This is a genomic window from Methylobacterium sp. 142-1Y, from assembly GCF_057747795.1.
Genome location: NZ_CM173224.1, coordinates 5739459 through 5755955 on the forward strand (window position 1 = coordinate 5739459; position 16497 = coordinate 5755955).

Sequence of the window (16497 nt, forward strand, 5' to 3'; positions counted from 1 at the left end):
AGCGGCGATGTCCGGCGCTGCTCTTCCCGCAGGCGGCCCGACCCATTTCCTGCGACCAGGCGCCCGCCGCCGGCCTCGGCGTACCCGCCTCCGCATCCCGACCTGACGGCGGCGATCCGCACGCGGACTTGCGGGGCCTGGGCGGCGGGCTGGCTCGCAGGCGGGGTCGGCTCCGGGGGGATAGCGAAGTAGCGTAAAGACCGAGGCGTCCCCGACGGCCGTCAGCATCAGTCCGGGTCGGCCTCGCCTTTCGCGACGGGCGGGGCGAGCATCCCGTCCCACGGCGCCGGCGCCGGAAAAATCTCGTCGAGAAAGCCCAGGAACGCCCTCACGTTCGGGTTGGCACGCCGGCTTTCCGGCCACAAAGCGGCGAAGACGGACCGCTCGACCGCGAAGGCCCGCAGGACGGGCACCAACTCTCCCCGCTCGACATGGGGCGCGGCGATGTAGGTCGGCGAGATCCCGATGCCGCCGCCCGCCACCAGGATCGCCGCGACGGCATCGCTGAAATCCGTGACGATGCCGGCCCTCGGCGTGACTTCGACCGTGCAGCCGCCGATGCGGAAGGGCCAGCGCAGTTCCTGGCCGGTACTCTGGAAGCGGAAGGTCACGCACTCGTGGCGGACGAGGTCGTCCGGATGCTCGGGGACGCCGCGCCGTGCCAGGTAGCCCGGCGACGCGAACGCGCAGACCCGGTGCGGCGCGAGGCGGCGCGAGATCAGGCGGGAATCGGACAGTTCGCCCACCCGGATCGCGACGTCGATGCCCTCCTCGATCAGGTCCGCGAAACGGTCGCCCAGGCGCAGGTCGATCGACAGCCTCGGGTAGCGCTCGCGGAACCGCGGCAGCGCGGGCGCGAGAAGGTGCACGCCCACCGGGAGCGGCGCCGTCACCTTCAGGGTCCCGGCCGGCTCGGAGCGCGCCGCCGCGGCAGCCTGCTCGATCGCCTCGGCCTCGCGCAGGAGCCGCAGCGCCCGCTCGTGCAGGTCGCGGCCTTCGGGCGTCAGCGTCAGCGAGCGCGTGGTCCTGGTGAACAGGCTCACGCCCAGCCGCTCCTCCAGCCGCTGCACGCTCTTGCTGACCGCGGAGGGCGAGATCCCGAGCGAGCGCGCCGCCGCCGTGAAGCTGCCGAGCGAGGCGGCCCGCGCGAAGGCGACGAGGCCGGTGAGACGGTCGAGGCCGATCTGTTCCATGACGGCATGACTGAAGCGATTGTCGGCTCGATTATCAAGATGCGGGCGCATAGCCATTCTCCTTCCATCGGCGCGACACCGGCGCCGTCGGGAAGGACCGTCGACGTGAGCAGCACCCTTCAGGACCGCACCATCGTCGTCTTCGGCGGCACCTCCGGCATCGGTCTCGCGGCGGCCCGGCAGGCCATGGCGGCGGGCGCGAAGGTCGTCGTGGTCGGCTCCCATGCCGAGGGCGCCGAGCGCGTCGCGGCGGAGAACGGCTTTGCCGGCTGGCGCGCCGCGGACGTGACCCGGCCCGAGACCATCGCGGCAGGGCTCGCGGATCTCCGCCGGGTCGATCATCTCGTGCTGCTCGCCGGCACCTTCGTCGCCGGCAAGATCCTGGAGGCCGAGGTCGATCACCTGAAGCGTGCCTTCGACGAGCGGATCTGGGCCGCGGTGCACGCCCTGCGCGCTCTCGGCGACCGGCTGGCCCGGGACGGCTCCGTCACCCTCGTCTCCGGGGCCCTGGCCGACCGCCCCAACGCCCACGGCACCGCCGTGCTGGCCGCCGCCTCGGCCGCGATGGAGGCCCTCGCCCGCGGCCTCGCCCTCGAACTGGCGCCGGTGCGGGTGAACACCCTGTCGCCGGGCACCACCGACACCCCGCTCCTGGCCCGCACGCTCGGCGCGAACCGCGACGCGTACGTCGCCGCGCTCACCGAGAGGCTGCCGCAGCGCCGTCTCGGCACGGCCGAGGAGGCGGGTGCGGCGGTGGTCTTCCTGATGAGCAACGGCTTCATGACCGGCGAGACCCTGCACGTCGACGGCGGCGCCCGTCTCGTCTGACCGGCAGAGCCCCTTCACGCCCCGCCCGGCGGGCGGGATGGCGGCCGGCTGCCGATCGCGCTCGGACGTAGGGGCCAGGACACCGGGATCGCCGCGCTCGCAGCCTTCCTGAGCGGGCCGGAGGCCGGCTTCGTCACGGGCGCCGCCTCGACCGCGGATGGCGGATATCTCGCCTGTCGCGCGTCGCGACCTTGCGAATGCTCTGCTCACGGACCATGCAGCCCGCGAACCGACACGGCCGGCGCGACGCCGGCGACCGACGGAGACGAACGATGCCCGATCCCATCGAGACCCGACCGGCGGGGGAGCCGGACCACGACCGGCTGCTGCGCGCCAACCTGGAGCGCGTCTTCAACGAGCGCGACGCCGGCAGGCGGGCGGCGGCCATGGACGACCTCTTCGTGGCCGAGCCGGTCATGTTCGAGCCGGCGGATATCGTGCGGGGGCGTGCCGCCATCGCCGCGGTGGCCGGCAAGCTCCTGGATCAGTTCGGGCCCACCTTCCGGTTCACGCCGATCGGCGCGGCGGTCGGGCACCACGGACTGGCTGCCCTGCGATGGCAAGCCGGTCCGGAGGGCGGACCCGTCGCGGTCACCGGAACCGACGTGGCCGAGATCGCCGACGGCAGGATCGTGCGCCTCTGGGTGCTGCTCGACCCGCCGGCCGGGTAAGGGCGGCCTCGCCTCCGGCACTGCGGGTCCCGGATGTCACGGCTGCCGGAGCGGCCCTTCCGGCGGCTCGGCCCGAGGATCCGGGCACGGCGAGATCCTGCTGCCCGACATCCGTCCCATTCAGAAGTAAGACGCCATCACGGTCGATCGCCTGGCAGAAATTCCGTCACTTGATTTCGCACATCTAAGAAAAAATGCTCCTCATATTCACGTAAAATGCGGAATATCATTCCGATTGACGTTCATGTCATCTCAGATCAAATTTCAGTTCGTGTCGGCATGCTTGCATCCCCAAGCCGACATTTCCGATTCGAAGGCGTGCCCGGCACAGGAAGGAGTGCGACGATGATCCCGTTTCGATGGATCCGCTCCGGCTCTCCTCGGGCATGACGGCCCCGCTGCGCGGCCTCGTCCCGGCAGACTGCGATCCGATCGCCGCCGCGCGGGCCCTCGTCCCCGTCCTCGCGCCGCTCGCCGCCGCCGCGGATCGCGAGGGGCGCTTCGCGCATGAGAGCCTCGCGGCGATCCGCGAGGCGGGGCTTGCCGCCCTGACGGTGCCGGAGGTCCGCGGCGGCCCCGGCGCCGGGCTTTCGGTCGCCGGCGCCGTCATCGGGACCCTCGCCGAGGCCGACCCGGCGGCGAGCCTCGTCCTGGCGATGCAATACGTCCACCACGCGACCATCGCCCGGGCGGACTGGCCGGCGGACCTCGCCGCGCGGCTGCAGCAGGCGGCCTTGCGCGAAGGGGCCTTCGTCAACGCGCTGCGGGTCGAGCCGGCCCTCGGCTCGCCGGCCCGCGGCGGCCTGCCGGAGACGGTGGCGCGGCGTGTGCCGGAGGGGTGGCGGGTCACGGGGCGCAAGATCTACTCGACGGGCGCGCCGATCCTCGCCTTCGGGCTGGTCTGGGCCCGCACCGACGAGGCGGAGCCGCGGGTCGGGTTCGTCGTCGTGCCGATGGCGGCACCCGGCGTGCGGATCGAGGAGACCTGGGACCATCTCGGCCTGCGGGCGAGCGGCAGCCACGACGTGGTGCTCGATGGGGTCCTGGTGCCGGAGGACCACGCCGTCGACTGGCGCCCGCCCGCCGCCGGGCCTACGCCCGACGCGATCACGCTCGCCTGGAACACCACCTTGCTCGCCAGCCTCTACGACGGCGTCGCCCGGGCGGCGCAGGGCTGGCTGTGCGCCCACCTCGCCGAGCGGGCCCCGGCCAATCTCGGCGCGCCCCTGGCGAGCTTGGCCAGGTTCCAGGAGGCTTTCGGCGAGAACGAGCGCCTGCTGTCCGTCAACCGCCGGCTCCTGCGCAGCGCCGCCGCCGAGACCGACGCGGGCGCGCCGCCCTCCGCCACGGAGAGCGGGCTGATCAAGCTCACCGTCACCGAGAACGCGATCGGGGTGGTGCAGGGCGCGGTCGCGCTCGTGGGCAATCCCGGATTGTCGCGAAGGAACCCACTCGAACGCCACCTGCGCGACGTGCTGTGCGCGCGCATCCATACCCCCCAGGGCGACGCGGTCCGGCTGGCGGCCGGGCGCGCGGTCCTGGGCTGAGAGGAGATGTGTCCATGCCGGACGTGAACTTCATCGGCTTCGTCGGAGCCCAATACGGGTCGGAGATCCATGCGCCCACCGGGCCGGTCGTCGACCGGGCCTATCTCCGGGCGGCGGCGCAGGCGCACGAGCATGGCGGATTCGACCGGGTGCTGATCGCCTTCCACTCGACCGCACCGGACAGTTTCGCGCTGGCGCAGTACGTCGCCTCGGTGACCGAGCGGATCGGCCTGATGATCGCGCACCGCCCGGGCTTCCAGGCGCCGACCGTGGCGGCGCGCCAGCTCGCCACCCTCGACCAGATCACCGACGGACGCGCGGCCGTCCACATCATCACCGGCGGCAACGACGCCGAGCTGGCGCAGGACGGCGATGCCCTCACCAAGGACGAGCGCTACGACCGGACCCGGGAATATCTCGACATCGTCAAGGCGTCCTGGACCAGCCCCGAGCCGTTCGACTACGACGGGCGATACTACCGCGTCGCCAAGGCGTTCTCGGCGGTGAAGCCGGTGCGGCAGCCGCACCTGCCGGTCTATTTCGGCGGCTCGTCGGACGCGGCCATCGCGGTCGCCGGCCGGCACGCCGACACCTACGCCCTCTGGGGCGAGACGAAGGCGCAGGTGCGCGAGACGATCGCCCGGGTGCGCGCCGCCGCCCGGGCGCATGGGCGCGAGGAAAAAATCCGCTTCAGCCTGTCGTTCCGGCCGATCCTGGCGGCCACGGAAGCGGCCGCCTGGGCCCGGGCGGAGGACATCCTGAAGCACACCAGGGCCTTGCGCGCCGCCCGCGGCCTCGGGCCCGCGGCGGTCCCGCAGAACGAGGGCTCGCGCCGGCTGCTCGCCGCCGCGGCTCAAGGAGACCGGCCCGAAGGACGGCTCTACACGGCGATCGCCGCCGAGACCGGGGCGCAGGGCAATTCCACGGCGCTCGTCGGCACGCCCGAGCAGGTGGCGGAGGCCCTGCACGAATACCATGCTCTCGGGGTGACGACCTTCCTGATCCGCGGCTTCGATCCGCTGGAGGATGCGGTGCAGTACGGGCGCGAGCTGATCCCGGCCTTCCGGCATCTCGCCGGCGCGCCGTCCCGCCGCCCGGCCGCCGCGTGATGCCGATCATGCGCAAGATTCTGGCTCTTCTCGCCCTCGTCCTCACCGCCCTCCCCCTCCATGCCGAGACCGTCCTGCGGGTCGGCGACCAGAAGGGCGGCTCGCGCGCCCTGATGGAGGCGGCGGGCGTCCTCGACGGCCTGCCCTACCGGATCGACTGGCGCGAATTCGCCGCCGCCGCGCCGCTGCTCGAAGCGCTCAATGCCGGGGCGATCGACACCGGCATCGCCGGGGACGCTCCCTTCACCTTCGCGGCGGCCGCGGGGGCGCCGATCAAGGCGATCTTCGCCATCCGCCAGAACCAGGCCGGCCTCGCCGTGCTGGTGCGGCCGGATTCGGCGGTGACGCGCTTCGCCGACCTGAAGGACAAGCGTATCGCCACCGGGCGCGGCTCGATCGGCCACATGCTCGTCCTGGCACAAGCTGAGCGTGCCGGCTGGAGCAAGGGCGATCTCGCTTTGTCGTTTCTGCCGCCGGCCGATGCCCAGATGGCGCTCACCTCCGGCGCGGTCGAGGCCTGGGCGACCTGGGAGCCCTACACCTCGCAACTCGAGACCTCGGGCCGGGCCCGCATCGTCGCCGATGGAGCTGGGCTCACCCCGGGCCTGACCTTCCAGGTCGCCCGCGACGATGCCATCGCCTCGAAGCGCGCAGCGCTCGAGGACTTCGTGCGGCGGCTCGCCCGGGCACGGGTCTGGGGCACGGCGAACCCGGAGGCCTTCGCCAAACGCTGGTCGGCGCTGATCGGCCTGCCCGAGGCGGTGCCGCTCGCCTGGTTCCGCCGGGCCGACATCCGCCCGGTGCCGATCGACGCGAGCGTGATCGCCGACGAGCAGCGCGTCGCCGACCTCTATCACCGCGCCGGGCTGATCCCGCGGCCGCTCGCGGCGCCCGGCGTGTTCGACGCCTCGTTCAACGCGGCGACCCGGGCCGGCGCGGCGGCGACGCAGTAAGGGTCACCCGTAGCGCCGCGCCGCCTCCACCGTCAGCCCGAGGCCGACCGAGCCGAAGGTGTCGCCCTCGACCACCCGTGCCTCGGGGGCCGCCGCCAGGATCGCCTCGCGGACCGGGGCGAGGCGGGTCGAGCCGCCGGTGAGGAACAGGGCGTCGATCTCCGAGGGCTTCACGGCGGCGTCGCGCAGGCAGCGCGCGATGCAGGCGCCGATGCGCCGGGCGAGGTCGGCGGAATGGCGGGCGAGGTCGGGGCGGTCGATCTCGGCCGTGAGGCCCGGCTCGACCCAAGCGAGCGGCAGGCCGACCCGCTCGACCTCCGACAGGGCGATCTTGGCCTCCTCGACCTCCATCGCCAGGGTGTGGCCGCGCTCGGCCTCGATCACCGCGGCGAGGCGGTCGATGAGTTCGGGACGCGCCACGTCGCGGCGGAGCGAGCGCAGCTCGCGCAGGGTCTTGCCGTCGTAGAGCCGGTTGATCTGCGACCAGGTGGCGAGGTCGTGGTAATAGGATGACGGTACGTCGAGACCAGGCCGCCGCATCGGGCTGCCGAGGCCGAGAAGCGGCATCACCTCGCCGACGCTGAGCGTGCGGTCGAAATCGGTGCCGCCGATCCGCACGCCGTCATTGGCCAGGATGTCGCCGGCCCGCTCCACCGCCCGGTGCCGCTCGGGGCTCAGGCGCACCACCGAGAAGTCCGAGGTGCCGCCGCCGATATCGGCGATCAGCGCCACCTCCTCGCGGTCGAGCCCGCGCTCGTAGTCGAGCGCCGCGGCGATCGGCTCGTATTGGAACGACACCTGAGTGAAGCCGACCTCCCGGGCGATGCCGGCGAGCGCCTCCTCGGCCCGACGGTCGCCGTCCGGATCGCCGTCGACGAAGTGGACCGGGCGGCCGTGGACCACCTGGGTCAGCGCCTCGCCGGCTTGGCTCTCCGCCCGCGCCTTCACGGCGGCGAGGTAGCGGGCGATGACCGCCCGGAACGACAGCCGCCGCCGCCCGACCGGGGTGGTCTCGTCGAGGAGCGAGGAGCCGAGCACCGATTTGAGGCTGCGCATCAGCCGCCCGGGATCGCCCTCGACATAGGCCGCCATGGCGGCCCGGCCGATCACCTCGTCGCCGGCCGGCGGGAAGAAGATCGCGCTCGGGATCGTGACCGCCTCGCCCTCCAGCGGCGCCAGCGCGAGCCCGCCGGCCCCGATCAGGCCGAGGGTGGTGTTCGAAGTGCCGAAATCGAGGCCGCAGGCCGCCATGCCGAATCTCTGCCGGAGCTCAAGGGAGGGCGCGCGACCTAGCGGGTTCCGCCGCCCCGGTCCAGCCCGCGGGCGGATTCGGCGTCTGTCGCTGCGGAACAAGGCGCCGCCTCGGCGGTTCTTCAGACCTGAGCAGTCGCTGAACTGCACGAGACGAGGAGCTTCCCATGAGCAGCACCACCGACAAGATCAAGGGTCTCGCCAACGAGGCCGTCGGCAACATCAAGCAGGGCATCGGCAGCGCCACCGGCAACGACAAGCTGCAGGCCGAGGGCAAGGCCCAGGAGCTGAAGGGCGAGGCCCAGAAGACCACCGGCGACGTCAAGGACGGCATCAAGAATGCCGCCGACACGGTGAAGAGCAAGCTCTGATCCAGGATTTGATCGTCGGGCGGGCGGGCTGAAGCCGGCCCGACCCTGCGAACGATCGGGCCGGTTTCTCGCGAGATGCGCGAGGGGCCGGCCCTTTGTTTTTTGGAGTGCTTGTCCTGTCTTTTCGGAAAAGGAGACCGCGATGAACAGGGACCAGATCGAGGGTGGATTGCGCCACCTCAAGGGCCGCGGCCAGACCGCGCTCGGCGCCGTCGCCGGCCGCGCCCGGCCGCAGGCGGAAGGCGCCCTGAACCAGGTGATCGGCGGCGCCCAATACGCCTATGGCCGCGGCCGGGAGGTCGCCGAGGACCTGTCGCATGACGGTGCGGCCCTCGCCCGCGAGATCGAGACGCGCGGCCGCGACGCCTACGAGCGCGGGCGCGAGATCTACGGCGAGGCGCGCCACCGCGGCCGTGCCGCCCTGCGCCGGGCCGAGTCGCACCCGACCGAGACGCTGGTTGCCGTAGCCGGCCTCGCCTTCGTCGCCGGCTGGCTGCTGAAGGGCCGCCGCTAGGGAGCGGCTCCGGAGTGCCGCCGCGGCCACGCGGCGGCCTCTTTGTTGCGCTGCATCGATGCCGGGTCGGGTTCGGCCTCGCCTCCGGGTTGCTTATGGTCTAGCTTGGGCACGATCCAGTGCGAGCCGAACGACCCGATGACCCAGAGCCAGCCCCCCGGCCTTCCGAAGACCGCCCCGGCCCTGCCCCACTCGGTGCAGGAGCACCTGGGCGAGCGGCTTCGCGCCCATTACGCGGCGGTCGAGGACGAGGCGGCGCCCGCCGCCTTCGCGGACCTGCTCTCGCGGCTGGACCTGGCGCTCGCGGCGCTCGGGGCACCGAAGGAAGACCGGTTCCGGGAGGACCTGCTCGCGGCGGCGCCGGCGCTCCGCCGCTTCGCCCTGACCCTGACCGCCAACCCGGCCCGGGCCGACGATCTGGTGCAGGACACGATGCTGAAGGCCTGGCAGAACCGCGACCGGTTCGAGTCCGGCACCAATCTCAGCGCCTGGCTGTTCACGATCATGCGCAACGCCTTCTACTCGGAGCACCGCAAGCGCTCCCGCGAGGTCGAGGATGGCGAGGGCGTGTACTCGGCTCGCCTGACCTCCGCCCCCAACCAGGGCGACCGCCTCGACGTGCAGGATCTCCAGGCCGCGCTCAACAAGCTGGTGGCCGAGCAGCGCGAGGCTCTGATGCTGGTCGCGGTCGGCGACCTGTCCTACGAGGACGCCGCCGAGTTGATGCAGTGCAAGGTCGGCACGGTGAAGAGCCGGGTCTGCCGCGCCCGCGACAAGCTGGCGGAACTCCTCGGCTATTCCGGCGGTGAGCTCGGGGCCGACCGGCTGACCCGCTCGGCGATGGGGCATGCCGGCGCGGTCGCGCTCGACGGTTGACGGGCTCGACCCGCGAGGACGTCCGGGCTCTCGATCGAGGCCGCGCGGCGGGCCGCGCTTGTCGCGAGAGTGCCCCTTGGGGAATGCGATCGCGATCGGGCGATCCCGCACGGGGCCGCCGGGCGAGCGGGCATCGTTCATCCGTTCGTCTCATACAATTCTCCGGTGATCGCGCGGCAATTGCCGCGCATTCACGGTCGCGACGCGGGAAATCGGCTTCGCTCAGGCGTGTGAAGCTGACCGCTTCACCACGCTGGTTGGTGATCCGGGGTCCGGACATCGGATCACGCGCCGTGCATGCAGCCCCGCATGACGCAATGAGCCGTCCCATGGGTGGTGCCCCGACGACGATCGCTCGCGACGATCTCAGGACAGCAGGCGCGACAGCCCCTGTCTCCGCCTGCGGGACGAACGGCGAACGTATCGAAGCCCTGCCGATCCGCGCAGACGATGCCCGTCACCTCGCCGCAGCCGAAAGCCCGCCCCCCCTGCCGCAGCGTCGCATCGAAACCGGAATTTGCCGCGCAGGCCGATGAAATGCTTCGACAATTCCGCGGCCGCTCGCTTGCGCCCCCACGGGCGAAACAGATCGATCGCATTGCGCTCCATATATTTGCACACCATACCTTCCTGCATTGTCCCGATTGCTTGAATACAATGACTTTAGGTTGACTGGAAAAAATTAGTGACAAACTGTGAGTTGACTAAGAGATCATCCCTGCGCTAATAAAGAAAATGATTGCAAAAACTTGATACATGGGTTAAATCCAGGCTTGTCGCGGAAGCGTCGCGTCTCTCGAACACGTCTCCGATTATAGTGCGGGACAGTATATTTGGCGGTGCGAGATCACCGTTTGGCTGATCGGCATAAGCCGGAATCGCACCCGCAATGTCAGAAATACGACAGACACGGGGGTGACGCACCGTTAGACCAAAGGCAGGCTCGTCCCCGCCGCGAGTCTGCGCACTGCGCCGGCTCGCGCAGCTTTTGCCAATTTCGGGCATTGCCGCCCTCGGCCCGATTCCACAGCGGGCCGCCGAATTTTCCGGAGACGACGACGTTGAATGCGCCGGACGAGTCGCGGTCCCCCGAGACCGGTCTTTTCGAGGGCAACCTCCTGCTCGAAGCCCTCGATGCGGGCGACCGCGCCCTTCTGGCGCCTTATCTCGAGCGGGCGCAGCGGAGCCGCGGCACGGTGCTGTTTCGCGCCGGCGAGGACGTGTCGCACGTGACGTTCCCGCTGAACCAGACCACCGTGACACTGGTCTCGCGCATGCGCGACGGACGGATGGTCGAGACCGCGACGGTGGGGCACGAGGGCGCGGTCGGCGGCGTCGTCAGCCACGGCTACCTGCCGGCCTTCAGCGAGGCGGTGGTGCAGGTCGCCGGCGAGGTGCTGCGCCTCGACGCCGAGCGGCTGACCCGGGCCCGGGCTGCCTCCCCGTCCTTGCGCGACCTGTTCGTGCGCTACGCCGATTGCCTGCTCGCCCAGGTGCTGCAATCGGTGGCCTGCAACGCCGTCCACCCGATCGAGGAGCGGTGCCTGCGCTGGCTCCTGACCTTCCAGGACCGGCTCGGCACCCCGGTCCTGCCGGTGACGCAGGAGATGCTCGCCGAGATGCTCGGCGTGCGCCGCACCTACCTCACCGGCGTGATCGGATCGTTGCAGCGCCGGGGCCTGATCTCGGTGCGCCGCGGCCAGATCACGATCCTGGACCGGGCCCAGGCCGAGCACGCCGCCTGCGAGTGCTACGGCAAGGTCCGGAACCATTTCCGCTCCGTGCTCGGGGCGATCTACGCCGAGAACGGCGCCATCGTGGCGGTCGATCCGACCCGGGCGCACGACTGATACCAACGGCCCAAGACGCCGACGCATCGATTCGATCTCGGCCAAGCCCGAGATCGACGGGGCCGTCGACCCATCTCGAATTTTCGACACCAAGCCCGGAAGTCCGGGACCTCGGGCTTGGCGAAAATTCGAGAACGGAACCAACGATCGTTTTCAACGACCGTCGGTATGACCGCCGGGCTCGGGCGGAACGCTCGAGCCTGACATACCGATCACGATGGCACACCTCCCGCGCCAACCGATCGGGCGCGGCGGACTGCGTCTCATACGATTTCCGACTGATCGCTTCGCGATGCGGAAATCGGCTTCGCTCACGCGCCGCGCGGGCTGGTGATACGAAATCCGGAAGTGATCTTCCGGATTTCGTATCACTGCAACGCTGCCATGCAGCGGCCAAGGTTTGACAGGGCGGCTCACCTCCTCGACCATCCACATCACGGACAAAATGTCCACAATATGGATATCGGGAGGATGTCATGAGTGCTGCCCCACCGGCGGCCGATCCCGCCGCCGGGCTCGACGCCGCGGCGCTGCGGCGAATGCCCTACCAGAATCCGCAGCCGGCGGAGATCCGGCCCGACCTCGTGGTGGCGCCGGCCATTCCCGAGGACGACCGGATCTGGGTGCCGCAGGCCGAGAGCGTGTGGTTCCGGCCGCTCTGCCTGAACGTCTCGGCCGGCTACTGGATGAACCTGCTCAAGGTCCGCAAGGCCGGCATCCTCAGTCGCCACCGCCATCCCGGCCCGGTCCACGCCTTCGTGCTCAAGGGCAGCTGGCGCTACCTGGAGCACGACTGGGTCGCGAGCGAGGGCGCCTACGCCTTCGAGCCGCCGGGCGAGACCCACACCCTCGTGGTCGACGAGGGCGTCGAGGAGATGATCACCTATTTCCAGGTCAACGGCTGCATGTACTACGTCGATCCGTGGGGCCGGCATACCGGCTACGAGGACGTCTTCACCAAGATCGACCTGTGCCGGGCGCATTACGAGGCGGTGGGGCTGGGGGCGGATTACGTCGATCGGTTCATCCGCTGAAGCGGCTGTCCGCGTTCCGACCGGAGCTGGCCATCCCGCCCATGACCGCATCCTGCGGTGTCGGTCGATTGAAAATCGACTGGCCTCGAAGGAGGGCTCCCGACGTCTCGCGATCCCTGGAGCCCTCCTTCGAGGCTCCTTTCAGTCGCGATCTTCGATCGCCGGCACCTCAGGATGAGGTCGCAGGCTGAAGCCAGAGCGGTCGGCCAGAGCATTTTCCGACGAAGTGGACACCGGTTCGTCGAAGAAAATACGATCAAACAAAGACTTGGAGAGCTTCGCGATTGCAACGCGATCGTGAAGCGGTCCACACACTGAAATCAAGATTACCGGGAGGACCGGCACGCGATGTCGTCCGGCACTGCAACATACATCAAATCACCGCGCCTGCGCCGCATCCAGTGGATCGCCGTCGCGTTCCTGACCGCCGCTGGCATCATCAACTACGTCGACCGCTCGGCGCTTTCGATCGCCAACACGGCGATCCGCGACGAGATGGCCCTTTCCCCCGCCGAGATGGGCTGGCTGCTCTCGGCCTTCTCGCTGGCCTATGCCTTCTCGCAATTGCCGGTCGGCGCGCTGCTCGACCGGATCGGCTCGCGGATCATGCTGGGGGCCGGCATGTTCTTCTGGTCGCTGGCGCAGCTCGTCTCCGGCTTCGTCGCCAATTTCCAGCAATTCGTGCTGGCGCGCGCCGTGCTGGGCCTGGGCGAGGCACCGCAATTTCCCGCCGGCGCCAAGACGGTGAGCGAATGGTTCTCAGTTCGCGAGCGCGGCACGCCGACCGGCATCTTCGTCGCCTCGTCCTGCATCGGGCCCTGCATCGCCCCGCCGCTCCTGACCGCGATGATGCTGGGGCTCGGCTGGCGCTGGATGTTCGTCGTCACCGGTCTCGTCGGCATCGTGGTGGCGGTCGGCTGGTACCTCGTCTACCGCAACAGGGCCGAGGTGGCGCTGACGCCGCAGGAGAATGCCCATCTCGACGAAGGGGCGGCCCCCGAGCCGCCGGCCCGGCAGATGACCTTCTCGGAGTGGCGGGGGCTGTTTGCGCACGCCACCACCTGGGGCATGATCCTGGGCTTCATGGGCGTCATCTACATGGTCTGGCTCTACCTGACCTGGCTGCCCTCCTATCTCGAGCACGAGCGGGGCCTGAGCGTCGCCCGCACCGGCTGGGTGGTGGCGATTCCCTACGTGTTCGGCACGCTGGGCATGCTCTGTGCCGGCCAGGCCGCCGACCGGCTGCTCGCCCGCGGCGCCGGCATCGTCGCCAGCCGCAAATGGCCGGTCTGCGTCGGGTTGCTCGGCGGCGGCGCCTTCACGGTGCCGGCGGCCTATACCCCGAGCGTGACGATGGCCGTAGTCTATATCTGCCTGGCGATGTTCTTCATCAACATGGCGAGCGGGGCCGCCTGGATGATGGTGAGCGTCGCGGTGCCCAAGCGCCAGGTCGCCTCGCTCGGCAGCATCCAGAATTTCGGCGGCTACTTCGCCGGGTCGTTCGCGCCGGTGATCACCGGCTACATCGTCCAGGGCACCGGCTCCTACGTCAACGCGCTGCTCGCCGCCGCCGCGGTCGCGGTGCTGGCGGCTGTCGCCTACATCGTCCTGGTGCGGAAACCCCTCGAAGGCGGCGAGACCCTGATCCGCAGCGAGCGTACGGCATGACCTTCCTTCCCGATCTGCTTCAGGGCCGCACCGCCCTCGTCACCGGCGCCACCTCGGGCATCGGCGCCGGCATCGCCGAGGCGCTCGCACGCCTCGGCGCCCGGGTCCACGCCGCCGGGATCGGTGCCGCGGCCTACGCGATCCCCAAAGACCTCGCGCTCACCGCGCACGAGCTCGACGTCACCGACGGCGAGGCCGTCGCCGCCCTGGTCGGGGCGTGCTCCCGGCTCGACATCGTGGTCAATTGCGCCGGCATCATCCGGCGCGGCGACGAGCACCGGCCGGAGGTGTTCGAGGAAGTGCTGGCGGTGAACCTCACCGGCACGATGCGGGTCTGCACCGCCGCGCGCCCGAAGCTGGCGGAGACCGGCGGTGCAATCGTCAACACCGCCTCGATGCTGTCGTTCTTCGGCGGCGGGCTGGTGCCGGCCTACAGCGCCAGCAAGGGCGGCGTGGCGCAGCTGACGAAGTCCCTCGCCATCGCGTACGCGCCGGATCGCATCCGGGTGAACGCGGTGGCCCCGGGCTGGATCGCCACGCCCCTGACGCAGGCGCTCCAGGACGATCCGGCCCGGGCGGGGCCGATCCTGTCGCGCACGCCGCTCGGCCGCTGGGGCACGCCCGCCGATGTCGCGGCAGCGGTGACCTTCCTGGCGAGCCCGGCCGCCGCCTTCATGACCGGGGTGGTGCTGCCGGTCGATGGCGGCTACCTCGTCGCTTGAGGTCACGGGAGAGGATCCAGTCCCGCATGGGTTCCGACGACGACGCGCGGGCGCTCCTTCGCCCCGACGTGCCGGGCACTGCCGCCTTCGGCAAGTTCATGCGGGTGCTCCAGGCGGTGGCGGACGCTCCCGACGACGCGACGGTGGCCCGCCTGACCCGGGACACGGCTCTGCCACGGCCGACGGTGCACCGCATCGCCGCCGCCCTGGTGGCGGAAGGCCTGCTGACCGACGAGGACGGGGCGTTGCGCCTCGGCCCGCGCCTCGTCAGCCTGGCCTTCCGCGCCTTCGACGGCTCGCTCCTGCGCCAGGCGGCGCGGGAGCCGCTCGCCCGCCTGCGCGACGACCTCGACGAGACGGTGCATCTCGCGGTGCCGGATTTCGGCGAGATGGTCTATATCGACAAGCTCGAGAGCCACCGCACCGTGCGCATGGCCTCGCGCATCGGCACCCGGGTGTCGCTGCATACGAGTGCCGTCGGCAAGGCCTGGCTCGCCACCCTGCCCGAAGCCGAACTCGCCTCCGTGCTGGACCGGCTCGCCCTGCCGGCGCGCACGCCCCACAGCCTCACCGACCGCGAGCGTCTGCGCCGCGCCATCGCCGAGACGCGGGAGCGCGGCCATTCCCTCGACCTGCAGGAGAACGAGCTCGACATCTGCTGCTACGGCCGGGCCCTGCGGGGCGCCGGGGGCAGGGTGCTCGGCTGCATCAGCGTCAGCCTGCCGCGCTACCGGTTCGAGTCCCTGCCGGCCGAGACGGTTTTACGGGCGATGCGGACCTGCGCCGAGGGCGTGGCGAGGGTCGCCGGCGTCGGACATCCGAACGCAGAGCGCTGACAACCGGTCTGGCATCCGCGGCAAGCCATGCTAAGGCCCCGGCGGATCGCAGGGGATGACCGGAGATGACCGAGGCGGAGCCGGGCATGGCGTTCCCCCTGGTGGGCCTTGCCGCCGTGATCCTGGCGGCGACGCTCGACGAGCCGCGGGTGCTTACCGTGCCGGTGGCCGGCCAGCCCGAGGGCCGGGAAGAGGGCCTCCCCGCCGGCCCGCTGGAACCGGCCCACCCGACGCTGGAGCGGGGCCTGCGCGCCTGGGTCGAGCGCCAGACCGGCCAGACCCTCGGCTATGTCGAGCAGCTCTACACCTTCGGCGACCGCAACCGCCGGCCGGGGACGGGCGATGGCGGCCGGCACGCCCTCTCGGTCGCCTACCTGGCCCTGGTGCGCGAGGCGCGGCCCGCGGCCGATTCGGCCTGGCAATGCTGGTACCGCTACTTCCCCTACGAGGACTGGCGCGCCGGGCGTCCGCCCGCCCTCGACGCGCTCCAGACCCGGCTGGAAGCCTGGGCCGCCGCCACGCCCGACCCGGAGGAGCAGCGCCGCCGCCTCGACCGGATCGGCCTGACCTTCGGGAGCGCCGGGAGCGGCTGGAACGAGGAGCGGGTGCTGGAGCGCTACGAATTGCTGTTCGAGGCCGGCCTCGTGCCGGAGGCCGGCGCCGCCGATGCCCTCGCCGGCCGGGCCATGGCCCTCGATCACCGCCGCATGCTCGCCACGGCGCTCGGGCGCCTGCGCGGCAAGATCAAGTACCGGCCGGTGGTGTTCGAGGTGATGCCGCCCGCCTTCACCCTCGGCCAGCTCCAGCGCGTGGTCGAGGCCCTATCGGGCATCCTCCTGCACAAGCAGAACTTTCGTCGCCTCGTCGCCCAGCAGGGCCTCGTCGAGGAGACCGACGCGATCACCGCCGAGACCGGCGGGCGGCCCGCCCGGCTGATGCGGTTCCGCCGGGAGGTGCTGCTGGAACGCCCCGCCCCGGGCCTGCGCCTGTCGGCCGGTCGCCTCGCCTGAACGGAGCGCCTGGACCGCAAAGCGTGGCGGCATGCCGCACTTATGCTCACATGAAGCATATCTG

The 16497-nt window shown here is 70.9% G+C and carries 17 protein-coding genes; 14 read left to right on the forward strand and 3 right to left on the reverse strand.

Annotated features, from left to right (window positions below; translation table 11 throughout):
* Positions 1 to 227: 227 nt before the first annotated feature.
* Positions 228 to 1193, reverse strand: a complete 966-nt coding sequence (locus AC3AOF_RS26370) for a LysR family transcriptional regulator (RefSeq protein WP_488346942.1) — start codon at positions 1191 to 1193, stop codon at positions 228 to 230.
* Between the two features lie 105 nt (positions 1194 to 1298).
* Between AC3AOF_RS26370 and AC3AOF_RS26375 the strand changes: the two genes are divergently transcribed.
* From AC3AOF_RS26375 to AC3AOF_RS26395, 5 genes are all read left to right on the forward strand, one after another.
* Positions 1299 to 2021, forward strand: coding sequence for an SDR family oxidoreductase (locus AC3AOF_RS26375; RefSeq protein WP_236988052.1), 723 nt, complete (start codon positions 1299 to 1301; stop codon positions 2019 to 2021).
* A 272-nt stretch (positions 2022 to 2293) separates the two neighbouring features.
* Entirely contained in the window at positions 2294 to 2692 is a 399-nt protein-coding gene (locus tag AC3AOF_RS26380) for a nuclear transport factor 2 family protein (protein WP_236988051.1), read from the forward strand.
* Between the two features lie 386 nt (positions 2693 to 3078).
* Positions 3079 to 4239, forward strand: coding sequence for an acyl-CoA dehydrogenase family protein (locus AC3AOF_RS26385; protein ID WP_442919341.1), 1161 nt, complete (start codon positions 3079 to 3081; stop codon positions 4237 to 4239).
* A gap of 14 nt (positions 4240 to 4253) precedes the next feature.
* Entirely contained in the window at positions 4254 to 5348 is a 1095-nt protein-coding gene (locus AC3AOF_RS26390; protein ID WP_442919220.1) for an LLM class flavin-dependent oxidoreductase, read from the forward strand.
* 8 nt (positions 5349 to 5356) lie between these two features.
* Positions 5357 to 6301, forward strand: a complete 945-nt coding sequence (locus AC3AOF_RS26395; protein ID WP_488346943.1) for an ABC transporter substrate-binding protein — start codon at positions 5357 to 5359, stop codon at positions 6299 to 6301.
* A 3-nt stretch (positions 6302 to 6304) separates the two neighbouring features.
* Here AC3AOF_RS26395 and AC3AOF_RS26400 read toward each other — a convergent pair whose 3' ends face one another.
* Positions 6305 to 7552 (reverse strand): Hsp70 family protein, encoded by a 1248-nt coding sequence (locus tag AC3AOF_RS26400; RefSeq protein ID WP_488346944.1) that lies wholly within the window; start codon positions 7550 to 7552, stop codon positions 6305 to 6307.
* A 167-nt stretch (positions 7553 to 7719) separates the two neighbouring features.
* Here AC3AOF_RS26400 and AC3AOF_RS26405 point away from each other — a divergent pair, with 167 nt between their 5' ends.
* From AC3AOF_RS26405 to AC3AOF_RS26425, 5 genes are all read left to right on the forward strand, one after another.
* Entirely contained in the window at positions 7720 to 7923 is a 204-nt protein-coding gene (locus tag AC3AOF_RS26405; protein ID WP_048430992.1) for a CsbD family protein, read from the forward strand.
* A 142-nt stretch (positions 7924 to 8065) separates the two neighbouring features.
* Positions 8066 to 8437, forward strand: a complete 372-nt coding sequence (locus tag AC3AOF_RS26410; protein ID WP_236988046.1) for a CsbD family protein — start codon at positions 8066 to 8068, stop codon at positions 8435 to 8437.
* A 138-nt stretch (positions 8438 to 8575) separates the two neighbouring features.
* Positions 8576 to 9313: a NepR family anti-sigma factor gene (locus AC3AOF_RS26415; protein ID WP_236988045.1), complete on the forward strand. Its 738-nt coding sequence runs from the start codon at positions 8576 to 8578 to the stop codon at positions 9311 to 9313.
* 1061 nt (positions 9314 to 10374) lie between these two features.
* Positions 10375 to 11163 (forward strand): Crp/Fnr family transcriptional regulator, encoded by a 789-nt coding sequence (locus tag AC3AOF_RS26420; RefSeq protein ID WP_236988044.1) that lies wholly within the window; start codon positions 10375 to 10377, stop codon positions 11161 to 11163.
* A gap of 476 nt (positions 11164 to 11639) precedes the next feature.
* Positions 11640 to 12197: a 2,4'-dihydroxyacetophenone dioxygenase family protein gene (locus AC3AOF_RS26425; RefSeq protein WP_488346945.1), complete on the forward strand. Its 558-nt coding sequence runs from the start codon at positions 11640 to 11642 to the stop codon at positions 12195 to 12197.
* Positions 12198 to 12338: 141 nt separating this feature from the next.
* On the opposite strand, the gene AC3AOF_RS26430 is transcribed toward AC3AOF_RS26425, so the two are convergent.
* Positions 12339 to 12542, reverse strand: a complete 204-nt coding sequence (locus AC3AOF_RS26430) for a hypothetical protein (RefSeq protein WP_488346946.1) — start codon at positions 12540 to 12542, stop codon at positions 12339 to 12341.
* A 3-nt stretch (positions 12543 to 12545) separates the two neighbouring features.
* On the opposite strand from AC3AOF_RS26430, the gene AC3AOF_RS26435 reads away from it, so the two are divergent.
* The 4 genes from AC3AOF_RS26435 to AC3AOF_RS26450 all read left to right on the forward strand — a co-directional run bounded on the left by AC3AOF_RS26435 (position 12546) and on the right by AC3AOF_RS26450 (position 16433).
* Positions 12546 to 13865, forward strand: coding sequence for an MFS transporter (locus AC3AOF_RS26435; RefSeq protein ID WP_236988041.1), 1320 nt, complete (start codon positions 12546 to 12548; stop codon positions 13863 to 13865).
* Positions 13862 to 14587, forward strand: a complete 726-nt coding sequence (locus tag AC3AOF_RS26440) for an SDR family NAD(P)-dependent oxidoreductase (RefSeq protein WP_236988040.1) — start codon at positions 13862 to 13864, stop codon at positions 14585 to 14587. The genes AC3AOF_RS26435 and AC3AOF_RS26440 overlap by 4 nt, the downstream gene beginning before the upstream one ends.
* Positions 14588 to 14613: 26 nt before the next feature.
* Positions 14614 to 15423, forward strand: a complete 810-nt coding sequence (locus AC3AOF_RS26445) for an IclR family transcriptional regulator (protein ID WP_488346947.1) — start codon at positions 14614 to 14616, stop codon at positions 15421 to 15423.
* A gap of 65 nt (positions 15424 to 15488) precedes the next feature.
* Positions 15489 to 16433: an NUDIX hydrolase gene (locus AC3AOF_RS26450; protein ID WP_236988038.1), complete on the forward strand. Its 945-nt coding sequence runs from the start codon at positions 15489 to 15491 to the stop codon at positions 16431 to 16433.
* Positions 16434 to 16497: the final 64 nt, after the last annotated feature.

Coding starts and splice junctions, on each gene's coding strand:
- AC3AOF_RS26395 (WP_488346943.1), top strand. CDS start 5,357: ATGCGCAAGATTCTGGCTCTTCTCGCCCTCGTCCTCACCGCCCTCCCC.
- AC3AOF_RS26435 (WP_236988041.1), top strand. CDS start 12,546: ATGTCGTCCGGCACTGCAACATACATCAAATCACCGCGCCTGCGCCGC.
- AC3AOF_RS26440 (WP_236988040.1), top strand. CDS start 13,862: ATGACCTTCCTTCCCGATCTGCTTCAGGGCCGCACCGCCCTCGTCACC.
- AC3AOF_RS26385 (WP_442919341.1), top strand. CDS start 3,079: ATGACGGCCCCGCTGCGCGGCCTCGTCCCGGCAGACTGCGATCCGATC.
- AC3AOF_RS26390 (WP_442919220.1), top strand. CDS start 4,254: ATGCCGGACGTGAACTTCATCGGCTTCGTCGGAGCCCAATACGGGTCG.
- AC3AOF_RS26445 (WP_488346947.1), top strand. CDS start 14,614: ATGGGTTCCGACGACGACGCGCGGGCGCTCCTTCGCCCCGACGTGCCG.
- AC3AOF_RS26400 (WP_488346944.1), bottom strand. CDS start 7,552: ATGGCGGCCTGCGGCCTCGATTTCGGCACTTCGAACACCACCCTCGGC.
- AC3AOF_RS26380 (WP_236988051.1), top strand. CDS start 2,294: ATGCCCGATCCCATCGAGACCCGACCGGCGGGGGAGCCGGACCACGAC.
- AC3AOF_RS26370 (WP_488346942.1), bottom strand. CDS start 1,193: ATGGAACAGATCGGCCTCGACCGTCTCACCGGCCTCGTCGCCTTCGCG.
- AC3AOF_RS26415 (WP_236988045.1), top strand. CDS start 8,576: ATGACCCAGAGCCAGCCCCCCGGCCTTCCGAAGACCGCCCCGGCCCTG.
- AC3AOF_RS26410 (WP_236988046.1), top strand. CDS start 8,066: ATGAACAGGGACCAGATCGAGGGTGGATTGCGCCACCTCAAGGGCCGC.
- AC3AOF_RS26425 (WP_488346945.1), top strand. CDS start 11,640: ATGAGTGCTGCCCCACCGGCGGCCGATCCCGCCGCCGGGCTCGACGCC.
- AC3AOF_RS26405 (WP_048430992.1), top strand. CDS start 7,720: ATGAGCAGCACCACCGACAAGATCAAGGGTCTCGCCAACGAGGCCGTC.
- AC3AOF_RS26450 (WP_236988038.1), top strand. CDS start 15,489: ATGACCGAGGCGGAGCCGGGCATGGCGTTCCCCCTGGTGGGCCTTGCC.